Below are 14,909 nucleotides of genomic sequence, written 5' to 3'. Positions count from 1 at the left end.
ATTTTATTGTTTGTACTAACTAATAAACCTTTATTCCTTCATGTAAAAGCTTACCCCAATGCTTGCTAAATGCATGAACACTATCGGTCGCTATTTCTTTGTCGTTAAATACTTCGCCACCTTTATTTTTCCATTCAAAAATACCACCATGTAAATTAAGTATTTTGGTGTATCCAAGCTTCTTCAACTTTTCTCCAATATTTTCTGAACGCACTCCAATAGAGCAATAAACTATAATGGGTTGAGAAGTGTTAGGGATAATTTCAAGAATTTTTTGTTCGTCAAAATCTTTATAACCTACCCAAATAGCATTTTTTAAATGGCTAACATCATACTCTTCCTTTTCTCGAGTATCTAAAAAAAGAATTGAATCTGACATAGATAAACTTTCAGGATAGATATAGGGTATACTTTCTTTGTTCCAGGTTTTTAAAGCGCGATCAATATCATCTTGCCCAACTACAACGTTTGAAAAGAACATAAGGTAAAGTAAACTAAAAACCTGCAGATATTTGATTAACTTCATGGCCATAAAGGTACTATTTTTAGTTTCCAAGGTATATAATTTTAAATACGGGTTTATGGTTAAAGTTTTGCAAAAAGTATTTTTTAAATCAGTGCTTGTCATGCTTATGATGTTCAGTTTTAGCTGTAAACAGGATGTGAAAACTCAAGAAAACACGACAGAACCAGAACCATCTGATTATTATACGGAATTGTATCGGTCGCAGTTTCATTTTACCCCAGAAGAAAAATGGATGAATGACCCGAACGGACTTGTTTATAGTAATGGAAAATATCATTTGTTCTATCAGTATTATCCAGACAGCACAGTTTGGGGCCCTATGCATTGGGGCCATGCAATTAGTGAAGACTTGGTGAAGTGGGAGCACAAACCCATAGCGTTATTTCCGGATAAACACGGTTTAATCTTTTCGGGTAGCGCGGTAATCGATAAAGAGAATACATCTGGTTTCGGTACAATAGAAAAGCCGGCAATGGTGGCAATTTTCACGTATCATGATATGGAAGGAGAACAGTCTGGTAAAAAGGATTTTCAAACTCAAGGAATTGCTTACAGTTTAGATGAGGGTGATAGTTGGACGAAGTATGAAGGTAACCCCGTAATCGGTAATGATGGGATAAAAGATTTTCGGGATCCTAAAGTTTTTTGGAACGATATAGAGAAAAATTGGACAATGCTTTTAGTAGCGGGAGACCATTTGCAGATATGGAACTCGCCAAATTTAAAGGAATGGAAAAAAGTAAGTGAGTTTGGAAAAGACAAAGGAGCTCATGGTGGCGTATGGGAATGTCCTGATTTATTTCCTTTAAAAATTGAAGGTACTGATGAAGAGAAATGGGTGCTTTTAATAAGTATTAACCCAGGTGCGCCCAACGGAGGTAGTGGTACACAGTATTTTATTGGTGATTTTGATGGAGCAACATTTACAACAGATCAAACGGAATCTCGTTGGATAGATTTAGGAAGAGATAATTATGCAGGAGTTACCTATAACAATACCCCGAACAATGAAAGAATATTTATTGGGTGGATGAGTAACTGGGATTATGCGAGAGATACGCCAACCGAAAAATGGCGAAGTGCTATGACGGTACCTAGAAAATTAACATTACGTGAAATTGAAGATGAGGTTTTCTTGATGAATTATCCCTTAGACAATATGAAAGGAGTAGAAGATGAAGTTAATTCAGTAACTCAATTTCAGTTAATGGATAATCAGAAGAAAGTGATTCCGTTGAAATATGATAATCAATCTGAAATTAGATTCACTGTTAAGAATCCTCAGATGAAAATGTATTTCAGTAACGAAGTTGGTGATAGCTTGGAAATAGGAATTGACAGAAAAAACAAAATGGTAATTTTTAAACGAGATAAATCAGGTAAAACCGATTTTAGCGAAAAATTCGCTGGGGGTATACAAAATATGGATATGTCCAATTTACCTGAATCAGCTGTTGAGGTAAGAATATTTTTAGATCATTCTTCTATAGAGCTTTTTATTAACGGAGGACAGTATGTAATGACAAATCAAATATTTCCAAATGAGTTCTATACCGCTTTGACCCTTGAGAATAATTCAATTGGTGAATTGAAAATAAACGATTTTAGTGAGCGCAGGATGCAGCGTATTTGGGATTAAATCTATTGTTGCGTCATCTCTTTTGCCAAAGTTTCTAGGTCTATGCCTAAATTTTCCTTATTGACTTTAAGTACCTTTTCTCGCAATTCTTCAGGAAGTGCTTTGTAGCCTAATTTCGCACCTAAAATCATACCAGCTACTGCTGCAACGGTGTCGTTATCACGACCATAGTTGATAATAAATTGCATCGTTTTCACAAAATCACCTTTTCCAAATTCAAGGCCCGTAACTAATATTTGCCAAATTTCTGCGGAATGAAATGCAATGCCGCGCTTATCCTTTTCTAATATTTGATAAAGCATTTCTTGACGTACCCAATCTTTTTTTGAGCCAATAAATCCATTGGGTATTTTAAATATCAGAGAATCTTTTAGAATTAGAGAATCAATTAAAACAAGTTGGTTTATGCGTCGAACGTTTTTTTGTGTACCATCTAAAATTACCGTAGGTATACGACCTACTAATCTACTATCTGCATACCCAATAGGATCTATGAATTTTGAAGCGTTCATTATCGAGTCTAAATCTTCCGTTCGCAATGCCATATGCGTCATGGTTGAAACCAATGCTGAAATATCTTTGGCGTAGCCAATATCAAAAAGACTTAAGTCATACGCTTTTTGGTAAGCATCTAGTGGAGATTTAGATATGAGTCCAATCATTGGGGTGTATAATTGTCCGGCGCACGACATTTCACCACCATAGAATCGGTTTAGGGCTTGCAAATATGCTTTGTTGTCTTTTTTGTAGGCCATTGCCACTCTGGCCCATTCCTTTATCCAATCTATTTTTTCAATTTGTGAGTCAAGGGCATCCGTACTTGTTTGAATATCTTTATTAGCTAATGCCTTTGTTAGGCTGGTGTAATATTCGATGATGTACTGTACGAAATTATCTGGGCTTATGTTGTTGTTATTGGCTTTAAAATAATGTACCATCAAGCTTTTCCAACGGGTATCATCAGTTGTTGCTCCAGATATTAAATTATGCTCCCATGTTCCTTCGGGAGATTGTTCTCGTACTGCAGGTGTTAATCCATTTATATATCCATAACTAAGCTGAATATCCTTTCTGTGCCACATCTCTGTAGAAGCTCCCATGGCATCACCAATTGCCGAACCTACCAGTGCACCTAAAACTTTGTCGTAATAAACAGAATCTGCTAATTGTAATTTTTCACTACTATACGTGCTGTTGGTTGGAGAGGGAATATCAAATTTTTCATTTTCATTTTTGCATCCAACAATACAAACTAAGATAAGGAGATATACATATTTCATGATAGTATCATGTTTTTGCTCATGAGTAATAACTGTTCTTTTTCGACTAGTGTTCTGCTTAAGGGTAATTGTGCCAAACCTATTAATCTTCGCATAATTTCAATGCCCGTAATTTTTTTTAATAGTTTTGAATCTAAAACGCTAGGATATGTTTTTTCGATTTTTTCGATATAAGAGGTGTCGTTAGTAGCCATTATTAAGTGCGCTGCCATTACCCCAAGATCAAATTCGGGAAAACCAATAAACCCAAATTCTGGGTCAATAATATAAAGATGGTCATTTTTCGACATCCAACTACCTGGATAGTAATCTCCATGCAAAAGCGTATTTCCTTTCGATAAATATTTTTCACCAATTAGAGATACCTGCTTTTTAAGGTCTTCATTTTCTTTAAAAGGCATCGATAGTTCTTGTAGCCCTATTTGAATATCGTCTAAGGAGAAACCGTTATCCGTAAGAAAAGGTAGAACAAAAATATGCTGGTGGTTAAGCTCTCTCATTTTCATATTGGCAGGAAAATCGTTTTGAGTCGCAGTATTGTGAATTTGATGGAGTATGGTAATTAGTTTTTTAAAATGTTCAGTATTGATAGTGCGTTCGTGATAAATAAAACTCATATCATCACAATCACCTAAATCCTCCATCGCTAAAATGTAAGATTCAGGGTCGAAACCTATTATGGTGGGAATGTTTTCTTTGACAGTTTCGCTACCTAAAGCTTCATAAAAAGAATTTTCGACTACAATTCTTTCTATTGGGGCCGGTATATTTTGGTATTTCTGAACGAATGGTCTAGATTGTTTTATAATTATTGAGCGTGAACTAGTAGTTATACGAAGTACTACATTCATATTGCCTTCACCAGCCTTGGTGATTTTGGTGATTGGTTCTTCTTTTTTTATCCAGCTTTTTGAGGTTAGATAGTTTTCTAAAGAATTAAAAGAGATGACTTCGCTAATTTGTATCAAATCGTTAGGTTTATAGCAATTGAAGATAGGTATTAAAACAAAAAAATCCTTACCGTTAAGTAAGGATTTATTGTGGTGCCTCCAGGAATCGAACCAGGGACACATGGATTTTCAGTCCATTGCTCTACCAACTGAGCTAAGGCACCATGTCGCTATAAGCGGCTGCAAATATAATTTCAATTTTAGGATTTACAAACTAATTCATAAAAAAAGCGAATTGTTTTTTTAATTTATAATCTTTGTAACATGAATTTAATCATTGATGCCGGCAATACTAGTGTAAAGTTGGCGATATTTAAAAAGACGGAAATCATTCATTTAGAGTCTGTTGCTACCTCTGATTTTGTAACGGCCTTAAAGATAATTTTCAAAAGTTATCCGAAAATTCAATCTGCAATTATTTCTAGTGTTGGGGCACTTTCTAAGGAACAAATGAACGTTCTGGCTGTTTTTTGCGAGGTGCATGAGCTTTCGAATGCCTCAAAAGTACCATTTAAGAACTCTTACGCATCTCCTCAAACTCTTGGTGTTGATCGTTTGGCTCTTGCAACGGCCGCTTTTTATTTTAATCCGCACCAAAATAATTTAATAATAGATGCAGGAACATGTATTACCTATGATATGTTGAATGATTTTGATGAATATTTAGGTGGTGCAATATCTCCAGGAGTGCAAATGAGATATAATGCTATGCATAATCAAACGGCCAAGCTGCCTTTATTGGAGAAAAAAGAGATTTTAGATTATATTGGGAATACTACCGAAAACTGTATACATAGTGGGGTTGTAAATGGTGTAACTCTCGAAATTGACGGCGTCATTAACCTATATAAGAGTCGTTTTGAAGATTTAACAATTATTTTAACAGGGGGTGATGCACTATTTTTGTCTAAACGATTAAAAAATACCATATTTGCGGATTCTAAATTTCTCCTGAAAGGGCTTAATTATTTGCTAGAATACAACAAGCACTAAATGATCAGAAAAATTGTAATTGCAATTGTATACATATTCACTTTTGGTATGTACGCTCAAGATGGTACTGTTTCTCCCTATTCTTTTTTTGGAATCGGTGATTTAAAGAATGCCAGTACGGTAGAAAATCAAATGATGGGAGGTATAGGCGTTTATGCAGATAGTATCCATCTAAACTTAAAAAACCCTGCTGCTTACGGTAAGTTAGGTTTAGAGGTAATGGATAAAGAAGGGCTTGTTACCTATACTGCCGGGGTTTCCAATAAACAATATCGACTTAAAAGTTTTACAGAGGAAGAGAAAAGTTCAATAACTAGTTTAGATTATTTGGCTTTGGGGTTTAGTCTAGGTAAAGGTTTAGGAATGGGGTTTGGTATTATGCCTTATTCTTCTGTTGGGTATAATCTAGTAAATGAACAAACTAATGCAAGCGGTTCGTTGACGAATATTTATACTGGTGAAGGTGGTTTAAATCGTGTTTTTTATTCCGTTGGTTATGAGGTTTTAAAAGATGTAAGTATTGGGGCTACTGTTAATTTTAACTATGGTATTTTAGAAAATGCGCGGCTACAACAAATTGATGGTATTCAATTTGGAACATTCGACAGACGTAGTTCTAGGGTAAATGGTTTCGATTTCAATTATGCCTTAAATTATTCACCTGTAATAAAAGATAGATATAGGCTGCATTCATCTATACGTGTAAACACTCAGGGTAATTTGGTGTCTACGAACGATAGGCAAATAGGCTCATTTTCTGTAGCTACAGGGGGTGATATTGAAGAAATTGAAGTTAATTTAGATGCCCAAAATTTAAAATACACAGAATTAAAAATACCTACGACTACCACTTTAGGTCTTGGTTATGGTGAGGATTATAAATGGTTTGTAGGTGCTGAATATAGTTTACAAGCAATGAGTTCCTTTGAAAATGTTTTTCTTGGGGCAGATAGTGTACAGTATAATGATGCAAGTTCAATTGCTTTAGGTGCTTTTATTACGCCTGATTATGATTCTTTCACAAGTTACTTAAAACGAGTAACTTACAGGGCAGGTTTGCGTTTAGATAAGACCGGAATGATAGTCAATGATGTTGATATTAATAACTTTGGCATAACTTTTGGATTAGGCTTACCACTGGGTAGAAGTTTCTCTAATCTTAATTTAGGATTTGAATTTGGAAGAAGAGGAACAACTAGGGCGAATTTAATAGAAGAAAGTTATTTCAAAATAAATGTTGGACTTTCATTGAACGATCGTTGGTTCCAGAAAAGAAAAATCAATTAATAAAAATTTAGTATTTTAACCACTTTAAAAAGAGAAAAAATGAAATCGAAACTTTACTTCACGGCAATAATGTTCCTTGGGATGATGGGGGTAAGTAATGCACAGGCGCAAAACCCTGAATGTATGACGAATCTGTCTATCTTTTCTGAACATGCAAAAGTTAAAAATTATGATGCTGCTTATGAGCCATGGAAAATGGTTTATGAAACTTGCCCTCAATTAAACAATGCAATTTATGTATATGGAGAACGTATTCTAAATGATAAATTGGAGAAAGCTACAGGTGCTGATAAAGAAAAATTCGCAAATGACTTGATGGGTCTTTATGATAATAAAATGAAATATTTTGCTTCAAAGACCAGTATGGCAGAAACCATGGTCGATAAAGCATTAGTGAAGTATGATAATAAAATGGCCGATGATGCAGAGATGTATAAAATGATGAACGAGGCTTTTACAAAGGATCAAGAAAATTTTACAAATCCGAAAGCATTATACATCTATTTTTCTACTTTGGTTGATGAGCATAAGGCTGGTAGAAAAGATTTGCAAGAAGTTTTTGATGTTTATGACGCTGTAACAGAGAAGATTGAATTAGAAAACGAACAAATAACAGGTAAAATTTCTAAGTTATTACCAAAGGAAGAAGCTGGTACGTTGACATCTAAAGAGAAGTCTCGTTTAAAGTCTTATAACTCATATTCTGAGGTTTACGGTAAAATTGCTGGTAGTATCGATTCTAAATTAGGTCCTTTAGCAGATTGTAGTAACTTGATTCCTTTATATGAGAAGAGTTTTGAAGAGAAAAAAGGAGATGTTGTTTGGGTGAAACGAGCGGTAGGTCTTATGTTCAACAAAGAATGTACTGACGACCCAATGTTTCAGAAATTATTTGAAGCTCAATTAAAACTAGATCCTTCTGCTGATGCATATGTATACGGTGGTACTTTGAAAATGAAAAATGGCGATACTGCAGGTGCGCTTGCCGATTTTGATAAAGCTTTATCTTTAGAAACCAATAGTGATAAGAGATCTAAGATAGCTTATAAGGTTGCTGTGATAAACAAGAGAAAGGGTAGTAAGTCTACAGCACGTAGCTACGCTCAGAAAGCTATAGATGCGAACCCATCTAATGGCCGTGCTTATTTATTAATTGCCAACTTATACGCAACAAGTGCAAATGATTGTGGTAGTACCACATTTGAGAAAAGAGCAATCTATTGGAAAGCTGCAGATATGGCTAGACAAGCAGGTAGAGTGGATCCTTCTTTAAGTGGTTCTGCAAGTCAAGCAACAAATAGTTACCAAGCTAAGGCACCAACTAAAGAAATGATCTTTAGTTCTGGAATGGCCGGCAAAACTGTGACCTTCTCTTGTTGGGCAGGTGGTAGTGTAAAGGTTCCATCGTTATAGTAAAAATGATACAAATTTTCAATTATAGAGGCATTGCCATGGTATGTACCATGGCAATGCTTTTTTTATCTTGTACGGATAATTATAAAAGAGTGGGTGATGAGGCTGCTAAAAAAATCTATCCTAGAGGTGTTGTTGAAGATTTTGTACTTACATATACTGAGTCCCCTGAAAAATTAGACTCTGAAGATGAGGGTACTTCTAAAGTTCTTGCAATTTTATCAGGTCCTATCCGTAATGATTTCGATCAGCTTTCATTTCCATATCAAACCTTTCCAGAGGGATTATTAGTGGAAGTATTTAATGAAAAAAATGAAAAAACAACAATAGAAGCAGATTACGGAGTGTTGTATTCTGCAACTTCTATTGTAGATTTGCGTGGAAATGTAGTTATAAAAGGAGATGATGGTAAAAAGTTAGAGACTTCTCAATTGTATTATGATCGTGCAAATGAATGGGCATTTACGCAAGAGAAGTTTACATTTACCAACCCAGATGATGGTACGGTGATGGATGGGGAGGGTATGGATATTCAAAAGGACCTTCAGTTTTTGAATGCACATAAAACCTATGGTCTAATGTTGATAAAAGAAGAAAAGGATGATTAATATTTTGAGGTATACTGAATACCTATATATTTTAGTAGCGGGTTTTTCTATTTTTAGAATTATTACCGATTGGAATACGGACCGAAGTATGGCATATTTGTTCATATTTTTTGCTGTAGTTTCTATTGGAATGTTTTTGTTTAGAAGAAGCTATAGAAAAAAGTTTGAACAGCGTAAGCGAGATAATAATACTAAAGAATAGTGGGTACAGCTGGTATTATCATTATACTTTCATTAGTTTTTTCGGCATTTTTCTCAGGAATGGAGATTGCATTTATTTCTGCAAATAAAATACATATCGAAATTGAGAAAAAGCAAGGTGGCTTTTTAGCAATGGTGCTCACTAGGCTAACCAAAAAACCATCGAAGTTTATTGCAACTATGCTAATTGGCAACAATATAGCTTTAGTTATTTATGGTCTTTTTATGGGAGAAATTCTCATGAATTGGTTTACGGGCATGACCCCTGAAAATACTTTCTTAAAGATTTTAATTACAGATTTCAATCTTTTAACTCAAACTTTGATTTCCACTTTTATTATTTTGATAACGGCAGAGTTTTTGCCGAAAGTAATGTTTCAGATTTATGCTAATAGCTTATTGAAATTATTAGCAATTCCAGCGTTTATTTTCTACTTATTATTTTCATTTATTTCAGATTTCATAATCTGGATTTCAGATTTAATCTTAAAATATATTTTTCGCACTTCAGGTGATGAAGTGCAATTAGCATTTAGCAAATTAGAACTCGGTGATTATATTACTGAGCAGATGGAAACTGTAGAAGCGGAAGACGATGTAGATACAGAAATTCAATTTTTTCAGAATGCTTTAGAATTTGCAGCTGTTAAGGCTCGTGAAGTTATGGTTCCTAGAACTGAGATTGTGGCTGTTGAAATGCATGAGACTCCCAAAAATCTTGCTAAAATTTTCACTGAAACCGGATATTCGAAAATATTAATTTACAATGATACGGTAGACAACGTCATTGGATATGTACATTCTTATGAGCTTTTCAAAAAGCCCAAGACTTTAAAAAGTATTCTACTTCCTGTTGAGTTCGTACCAGAAACCATGCTCATTCAAGATATACTGAATACTTTAATGAAGAAGCGAAAAAGTATAGCGGTAGTCTTAGATGAGTATGGCGGTACCTCTGGTTTAGTTACCGTTGAAGATATTGTAGAGGAGCTTTTCGGTGAAATTGAAGATGAACATGATACTACCGATTTGCGTGAAGAACGTGTGGATGAGCGTCATTTCCTTTTTTCTGCTCGTTTAGAGGTAGATTATATAAATGAAAATTACAAGCTAGAGCTTCCTGTTTCAGATGAATTTGAAACGTTAGGAGGTCTTTTGGTACATACCTTAGGGGAAATACCAGAAAAAGAAGTAGAGTTAACCATAGAGCCTTACAAGTTTATTGTTTTAGAGGTTTCGAACACAAAAATTGATTTGGTTTCTATCGAACTTTTAGAAGAACAATAGCAGTGCATCGACCAATAAATTAGGTGTCTTTTTAGTTTTTATTATTTCAATTAAAAATGGTAGTTTTGCCTCCCAATAACCACAAACGATTATTTTAAACGTTAATTAGAATGGCAGTATTAGAAAATATAAGAAAACGTACAACAGTGTTGATCTTGATTATAGGTTTAGCGCTTTTTGCATTTGTTATTTCAGGTGTTTTTACCAGTAGCAATTTTGGAGGTGAAAAAGTAGGTTCGTCCATTGCGGAAATTAATGGTGTGGATATATCCATAGATGAGTTTAGACAAGAGGTAGAGACAGCGTCAAGAAGAGTTGGCCCAACAGCTTCATCTATGCAGGTTGTTAACCAAGTTTGGGAGAACACAATTAGAAAGAATGTTTTAGGAGAGCAATTTCAAGATTTAGGTATCGGTATTGAGCAAGATCAGATTGTTGATTTTCTTCGTACTACAGGATATGCACAAAATCCTGAGTTTCAAAACCAAAATGGTCAGTTCGATCCTAATATCTTTAAGCAAACAGTAGCAGATTGGAAAGTTAATAACCCAGCACAATATGAAGCTTGGTTGCAAACGGAAAACGAAATCATTCAATTGGCTAAAGAACAGACTTACTTTAATATGGTAAAGGCTGGTGTTGGTGCCACTTTAAAAGAAGGTGAGCTAGATTATAAGTTGGCAAACGAGAAAATGGATATTAAATATGTAAGAATACCTTACTCTTCAATTCCAGATAGTACAATAACGGTAACTAAAAGTGAGATTGCTGATTATGTTAATGATCATAAAGAGGAATATAAGCAAGACCCAGCTAGAGATTTACAATATGTGTATTTTGAAGAAAAGCCATCTGAAGCAGATGAAAATGAGATTAAAGATGCTATTACAAAACTTTTAGATGACACTATAGAGTATAACTCTCAAACAGATCGTAACGATACTATAAGAGGTTTCAGAAACACGAAAGATATTTCAGCCTTTTTGGATAGAAACTCAGATACGAAGTTTGATACTGTATTTAGGGCTAAGAAAGATTTACCTGCTAGTGTTGCAGATACTTTAATGAGCTTGAATGTAGGTCAAATTTATGGTCCTTATAAAGACGGTGGTTCTTATAAGATTTCAAAAATGATTGCTAGAAAGCCCAATGGATCTGTAAAAGCAAGTCATATTCTTTTAGCATACACAGGTGCAACTAGAGCTAATCCTGATGTAAACAGAACTAAAGAAGAGGCAGAAGCAAAAGCTAAAGAATTACTTAAGGAAGCAAAAAAATCTGGAGTTGTATTTTCAGAATTGGCAAGAGATAATTCAGATGGTCCTTCAGCACCACAAGGTGGTGATTTAGGGTATTTCCAAAGAGGAGTTATGGTTCCTGAATTCAATGATTTTGCATTTAATAATAATATAGGTGCTATCGGTTTGGTGGAAACTGATTTCGGATTCCATATAATTAAAGTTGATGATAAGGAAGATGTAGTTCAGATAGCTACTATTGCTAGAGAAATTGTTGCATCCGAGCAGACAATAAACACATTGTTTACAAAGGCGACAAAATTTGAAATGGAAACTACTGATGATGAAAGTGCTTTTTCGGCAATAGCTAAAAAAGAAGAATTTGTTGTACGACCTGTGAATAAAATCAAAGCTTTGGATGAAAACCTTCCTGGTTTAACTAATCAGAGAAATATTGTTCAGTGGGCTTTCAATGGAGATACTGAAGTTGGCGATGTTAAACGTTTCAATATCAACAATGGTTATGCGGTTGTTCAATTGACAGGTAGTTATGCAGAAGGTGTTATGAGCGCAGAAGATGCGTCTGTATTAGTTTTACCTATAATTAGAAAAGAGCGTAAGGCAGCCAAAATTATTGCAGCTAATAAGGGGAAAGACATGAGTACTATTGCTTCAGATAATAGCGTTTCTATTTCTAATGCCTCAGCACTTACGGTAAAGTCACCAACTATACCTGGTGCAGGTAGCGAACCAGTTGTTGTAGGTACAGCTTACGGTATGGCTGAAGGAGCGACTTCAGGATTGATTGAAGGGAATACCGGGATTTTCAAAATCGAAATCGTTAAGAAAACAGAAGCTCCACAACTGGATAATTACAGTGTTTACGCAAATCAATTAAAGACTAGTGCTGCAAGTCGTGTGAATACTTCAGTATATAACGCATTAAAAGACGCTGCGAAAATTGAAGATAATAGAGCTACTTTTTACTAGTAGAATGTTATGATATTTATAAAAAAGAGCATCCATTTTGGGTGTTCTTTTTTTTATAGTATCATTTCTTTGTAGGGCAGAATAATTGAATACCCTTTGTCTTTAAAGTAATTCATTTCAGATGCTGTTCCTGTAACTAAAACAAAGTCGCCTCCCCATGCTCCTAAGCTTTTAATAGTACCCGAATAATCTGAAAATAGGATATCTTTTATAGTAGGTATTTTTAGAGTTTCCGATATAATTGCTTCATGTTTATTTAAGAGTGCAGCAAATTCTTTTAAATCAAGACATGTTAAAATTTTGTCTGTAATAGTATCAATTTTTGAGATTAAAGCAGTTTTATCAAAATCTAAATTTCTATAACTGTTAATAGCTTCACGACTATTTTTCTTTTGGTTGAGATAAACAAAGTAGAGTTGGTCAGAAAAGTTGGGGTGAAAAGGAACTTCACTTACTATTGGTGTGTACTCATTTCTTTGGTATAGAATAGGGGTATTGTGTTGAGCACAAGCAATATCATAACCACTTCCACCAAAGGTCGCTGCTAATAATTGATAAGGGTTTACATTTGCCCATTGTGCGATATTAGTGATTAAGGTAGATGAAGTGCCAAGGCCCCAATCTCTAGGAAAATTAAGTCTTGCTTCTATTGAATTATAATCGGTTTTTCTTGATAAAAAGGCAGGATTTAATTGTTTTGCTTTTAATAAAATTTGTGCTAATCTTTGAGAAATATCAGCATCTGAAGTATGAATGGTTTTTATATCAATTTTAGAGAATTGAGCGCTAAACCATATAGTGCCATTATAATCTAAACTCTTCCATAAGAGTGCTTTTGAGTTAGATGTTTCTAATTTCAAAGACTGTCCGAATTTGGTAGGTAAGGCCAAACCTTTAGCGCCATCTAAAATGGCGTACTCTGCAGTGAGTAGTAATTTTCCATTGCTATAGAGTTCTTTCATCATCTCGAAATACTTAGTTCCTTAATGCATTCAACTGTAGTTCAACTTCGTGATGAGTAATGGTATTCGTTTTAAAATGGGTGACTAACTTCCCTTTTTCAATGTCTGATGCTCCAAGTTGATTTAAGATGTTTAATAGGTGCATTTTCATATGACCTTTTTGAATACCTGTTGTTATCAATGAGCTAACTGCTGCAAAATTCTGGGCAAGCCCTGCAACCGCAATAATTTGCATGAGTTCTTCTGCTGAAGGATTTTGAAGTATTTCTAAATTTAACTGAACCAGTGGGTGTAGGTTGGTTAGTCCGCCTACTGTTCCTAATGCCAGGGGTAGTTCTATCCAAAATTTAAAAATGCCATTGTCAATTTCAGCATGTGTTAGACTGCTATATTGGCCATTTCTGCATGCATAGGCATGAACACCTGCTTCCACGGCCCTAAAGTCATTACCGGTCGCCAAAACAACGGCATCGATTCCGTTCATGATACCCTTGTTGTGTGTAACCGCACGGTAAGGTTCAATCTGGGCTATTTTAATGGCTTGTATTATTTTTTCTGCCGTATGTTGTGGAGATAAGTCTGAACTTAAGTTTAGCTCTTCTACAGGGCAACTAACTTGAGCACGTACTGTACAATTAGGAACATAGTTAGACAAAATACTCATGATTATTTCAACATTCTTTTCCTTTTCAGAAAAACCATGGTAAGAAACAGCTTCTTTTTTCAGAGTTGCCGCAAATTGCTCTAAACAACTATTTATGAAGTTTGCCCCCATGGCGTTCTTTGTCTGAAAGGTAGCATGTAGTTGATAATAGTTTTTTAGTGCAGCTGTCTTATTTTTTAAAACGATATCACTGATACCACCACCTCTTTTTTCCATACTAATGGTAAGTGAAGCGCTTTCACTAAATAATTTCGGTTTTAAATAAGTAAAAAAACTACTAAGCTTTTCAAAGCTTCCTTTAAATAAAAAGTGTACTTGACCTACTTTTTCTGTACCCAAAACTTCAGTTTTGAACCCACCTCTTTTTAGCCAAAACTTAGCTGATTTGCTTGCTGCCGCAATAACAGAACTTTCTTCAATCGCCATAGGTATCGCGTAGAGGTTGCCGTTAATTAAAAAATTTGGAGCAATACCTAATGGCAGGTATAAATTGGTGAGGGTATTTTCTATAAATTCATCATGCAACCGCTGAATATTGGAATTCTGGTTCCAATAGGTTTGCAGAATATTTATTGATTGTTCTTTGTTTTGTGTGTAATGGGAGGTTACCCAATCTATTTTCTCTTCTTTCGTAAGTTTGGAAAAACCACTAATCGGCTCAGTCATTTAGGTATAACTTTCTTCTAAAGGTTGATATAACTATACGGCATTTATATAAAAGGCCTTGTATTTTTTATGGGAGTAAATATAAGCATATTGGCACGAACCTTTATATGTGGATTAATACATTGAAAGCAGTTTCTTTTTACGTGTAAATTGTGTTTTTTTGAGGAAATAGTGGTAAACTTGAGAGATTTAACAAAATTCTAAT

General features: G+C 34.7%; 13 protein-coding genes and 1 tRNA gene. 8 read left to right on the top strand and 6 right to left on the bottom strand.

Going from position 1 to position 14,909, the window contains the following annotated elements; all coding sequences use genetic code 11:
• Nucleotides 1-19 precede the first annotated feature (19 nt).
• Nucleotides 20-532, bottom strand: a complete 513-nt coding sequence (locus tag BMY56_RS04605; RefSeq protein ID WP_245737138.1) for a rhodanese-like domain-containing protein — start codon at nt 530-532, stop codon at nt 20-22.
• A gap of 49 nt (nt 533-581) precedes the next feature.
• Here BMY56_RS04605 and BMY56_RS04600 point away from each other — a divergent pair, with 49 nt between their 5' ends.
• The gene (locus BMY56_RS04600) at nt 582-2,165 is read left to right on the top strand and encodes a glycoside hydrolase family 32 protein (protein ID WP_091621790.1); all 1,584 of its coding nucleotides are present in this window, start codon (nt 582-584) and stop codon (nt 2,163-2,165) included.
• Nucleotides 2,166-2,167: 2 nt separating this feature from the next.
• Here BMY56_RS04600 and BMY56_RS04595 read toward each other — a convergent pair whose 3' ends face one another.
• The 3 genes from BMY56_RS04595 to BMY56_RS04585 all read right to left on the bottom strand — a co-directional run bounded on the left by BMY56_RS04595 (nt 2,168) and on the right by BMY56_RS04585 (nt 4,559).
• Entirely contained in the window at nt 2,168-3,445 is a 1,278-nt protein-coding gene (locus tag BMY56_RS04595; RefSeq protein ID WP_091620564.1) for an ADP-ribosylglycohydrolase family protein, read from the bottom strand.
• Nucleotides 3,442-4,413: a phosphotransferase gene (locus tag BMY56_RS04590; protein ID WP_245737137.1), complete on the bottom strand. Its 972-nt coding sequence runs from the start codon at nt 4,411-4,413 to the stop codon at nt 3,442-3,444. The genes BMY56_RS04595 and BMY56_RS04590 overlap by 4 nt, the downstream gene beginning before the upstream one ends.
• A gap of 73 nt (nt 4,414-4,486) precedes the next feature.
• Nucleotides 4,487-4,559: transfer RNA gene (locus BMY56_RS04585), tRNA-Phe, on the bottom strand.
• A gap of 100 nt (nt 4,560-4,659) precedes the next feature.
• On the opposite strand from BMY56_RS04585, the gene BMY56_RS04580 reads away from it, so the two are divergent.
• The 7 genes from BMY56_RS04580 (at nt 4,660) to BMY56_RS04550 (ending at nt 12,412) form a co-directional block, all read left to right on the top strand.
• Nucleotides 4,660-5,388 carry a type III pantothenate kinase gene (locus BMY56_RS04580; protein WP_091620558.1) on the top strand — a complete coding sequence of 243 codons (729 nt, stop codon included), beginning with the start codon at nt 4,660-4,662 and terminating at the stop codon, nt 5,386-5,388.
• Nucleotides 5,389-6,675, top strand: a complete 1,287-nt coding sequence (locus tag BMY56_RS04575) for a BamG family beta-barrel-assembly machinery protein (RefSeq protein WP_091620555.1) — start codon at nt 5,389-5,391, stop codon at nt 6,673-6,675.
• A gap of 39 nt (nt 6,676-6,714) precedes the next feature.
• The gene (locus tag BMY56_RS04570) at nt 6,715-8,088 is read left to right on the top strand and encodes a hypothetical protein (RefSeq protein ID WP_177170919.1); all 1,374 of its coding nucleotides are present in this window, start codon (nt 6,715-6,717) and stop codon (nt 8,086-8,088) included.
• A 5-nt stretch (nt 8,089-8,093) separates the two neighbouring features.
• A complete protein-coding gene (lptC, locus tag BMY56_RS04565; protein WP_091620553.1) occupies nt 8,094-8,696 on the top strand; it encodes an LPS export ABC transporter periplasmic protein LptC in 603 nt (200 codons plus the stop codon).
• A complete protein-coding gene (locus BMY56_RS04560; RefSeq protein WP_091620548.1) occupies nt 8,689-8,898 on the top strand; it encodes a hypothetical protein in 210 nt (69 codons plus the stop codon). The genes lptC and BMY56_RS04560 overlap by 8 nt, the downstream gene beginning before the upstream one ends.
• A complete protein-coding gene (locus tag BMY56_RS04555) occupies nt 8,898-10,184 on the top strand; it encodes a hemolysin family protein (RefSeq protein WP_091620545.1) in 1,287 nt (428 codons plus the stop codon). The genes BMY56_RS04560 and BMY56_RS04555 overlap by 1 nt, the downstream gene beginning before the upstream one ends.
• Before the next feature lie 110 nt (nt 10,185-10,294).
• Nucleotides 10,295-12,412, top strand: a complete 2,118-nt coding sequence (locus BMY56_RS04550) for a peptidylprolyl isomerase (RefSeq protein WP_091620542.1) — start codon at nt 10,295-10,297, stop codon at nt 12,410-12,412.
• A 53-nt stretch (nt 12,413-12,465) separates the two neighbouring features.
• Here BMY56_RS04550 and BMY56_RS04545 read toward each other — a convergent pair whose 3' ends face one another.
• Together BMY56_RS04545 and BMY56_RS04540 are read right to left on the bottom strand one after the other, a co-directional pair.
• Nucleotides 12,466-13,377 carry a GYDIA family GHMP kinase gene (locus BMY56_RS04545; RefSeq protein WP_091620539.1) on the bottom strand — a complete coding sequence of 304 codons (912 nt, stop codon included), beginning with the start codon at nt 13,375-13,377 and terminating at the stop codon, nt 12,466-12,468.
• Between the two features lie 10 nt (nt 13,378-13,387).
• The gene (locus BMY56_RS04540) at nt 13,388-14,704 is read right to left on the bottom strand and encodes a hydroxymethylglutaryl-CoA reductase, degradative (RefSeq protein WP_091620537.1); all 1,317 of its coding nucleotides are present in this window, start codon (nt 14,702-14,704) and stop codon (nt 13,388-13,390) included.
• Nucleotides 14,705-14,909 lie beyond the last annotated feature (205 nt).

Source organism: Maribacter orientalis (assembly GCF_900109345.1).
Taxonomy (GTDB): domain Bacteria; phylum Bacteroidota; class Bacteroidia; order Flavobacteriales; family Flavobacteriaceae; genus Maribacter; species Maribacter orientalis.
Note: the sequence above shows the minus strand (reverse complement) of the source record. Positions and strands in the feature narration are given on the sequence as shown.

Bases quoted from the DNA above. Each gene is read 5' to 3' on its own strand.
- BMY56_RS04595 (WP_091620564.1), bottom strand. From the start codon at position 3,445: ATGAAATATGTATATCTCCTTATCTTAGTTTGTATTGTTGGATGCAAA.
- BMY56_RS04605 (WP_245737138.1), bottom strand. From the start codon at position 532: ATGGCCATGAAGTTAATCAAATATCTGCAGGTTTTTAGTTTACTTTAC.
- BMY56_RS04570 (WP_177170919.1), top strand. From the start codon at position 6,715: ATGAAATCGAAACTTTACTTCACGGCAATAATGTTCCTTGGGATGATG.
- BMY56_RS04560 (WP_091620548.1), top strand. From the start codon at position 8,689: ATGATTAATATTTTGAGGTATACTGAATACCTATATATTTTAGTAGCG.
- BMY56_RS04540 (WP_091620537.1), bottom strand. From the start codon at position 14,704: ATGACTGAGCCGATTAGTGGTTTTTCCAAACTTACGAAAGAAGAGAAA.
- lptC (WP_091620553.1), top strand. From the start codon at position 8,094: ATGATACAAATTTTCAATTATAGAGGCATTGCCATGGTATGTACCATG.
- BMY56_RS04545 (WP_091620539.1), bottom strand. From the start codon at position 13,377: ATGATGAAAGAACTCTATAGCAATGGAAAATTACTACTCACTGCAGAG.
- BMY56_RS04550 (WP_091620542.1), top strand. From the start codon at position 10,295: ATGGCAGTATTAGAAAATATAAGAAAACGTACAACAGTGTTGATCTTG.
- BMY56_RS04580 (WP_091620558.1), top strand. From the start codon at position 4,660: ATGAATTTAATCATTGATGCCGGCAATACTAGTGTAAAGTTGGCGATA.
- BMY56_RS04575 (WP_091620555.1), top strand. From the start codon at position 5,389: ATGATCAGAAAAATTGTAATTGCAATTGTATACATATTCACTTTTGGT.
- BMY56_RS04600 (WP_091621790.1), top strand. From the start codon at position 582: ATGGTTAAAGTTTTGCAAAAAGTATTTTTTAAATCAGTGCTTGTCATG.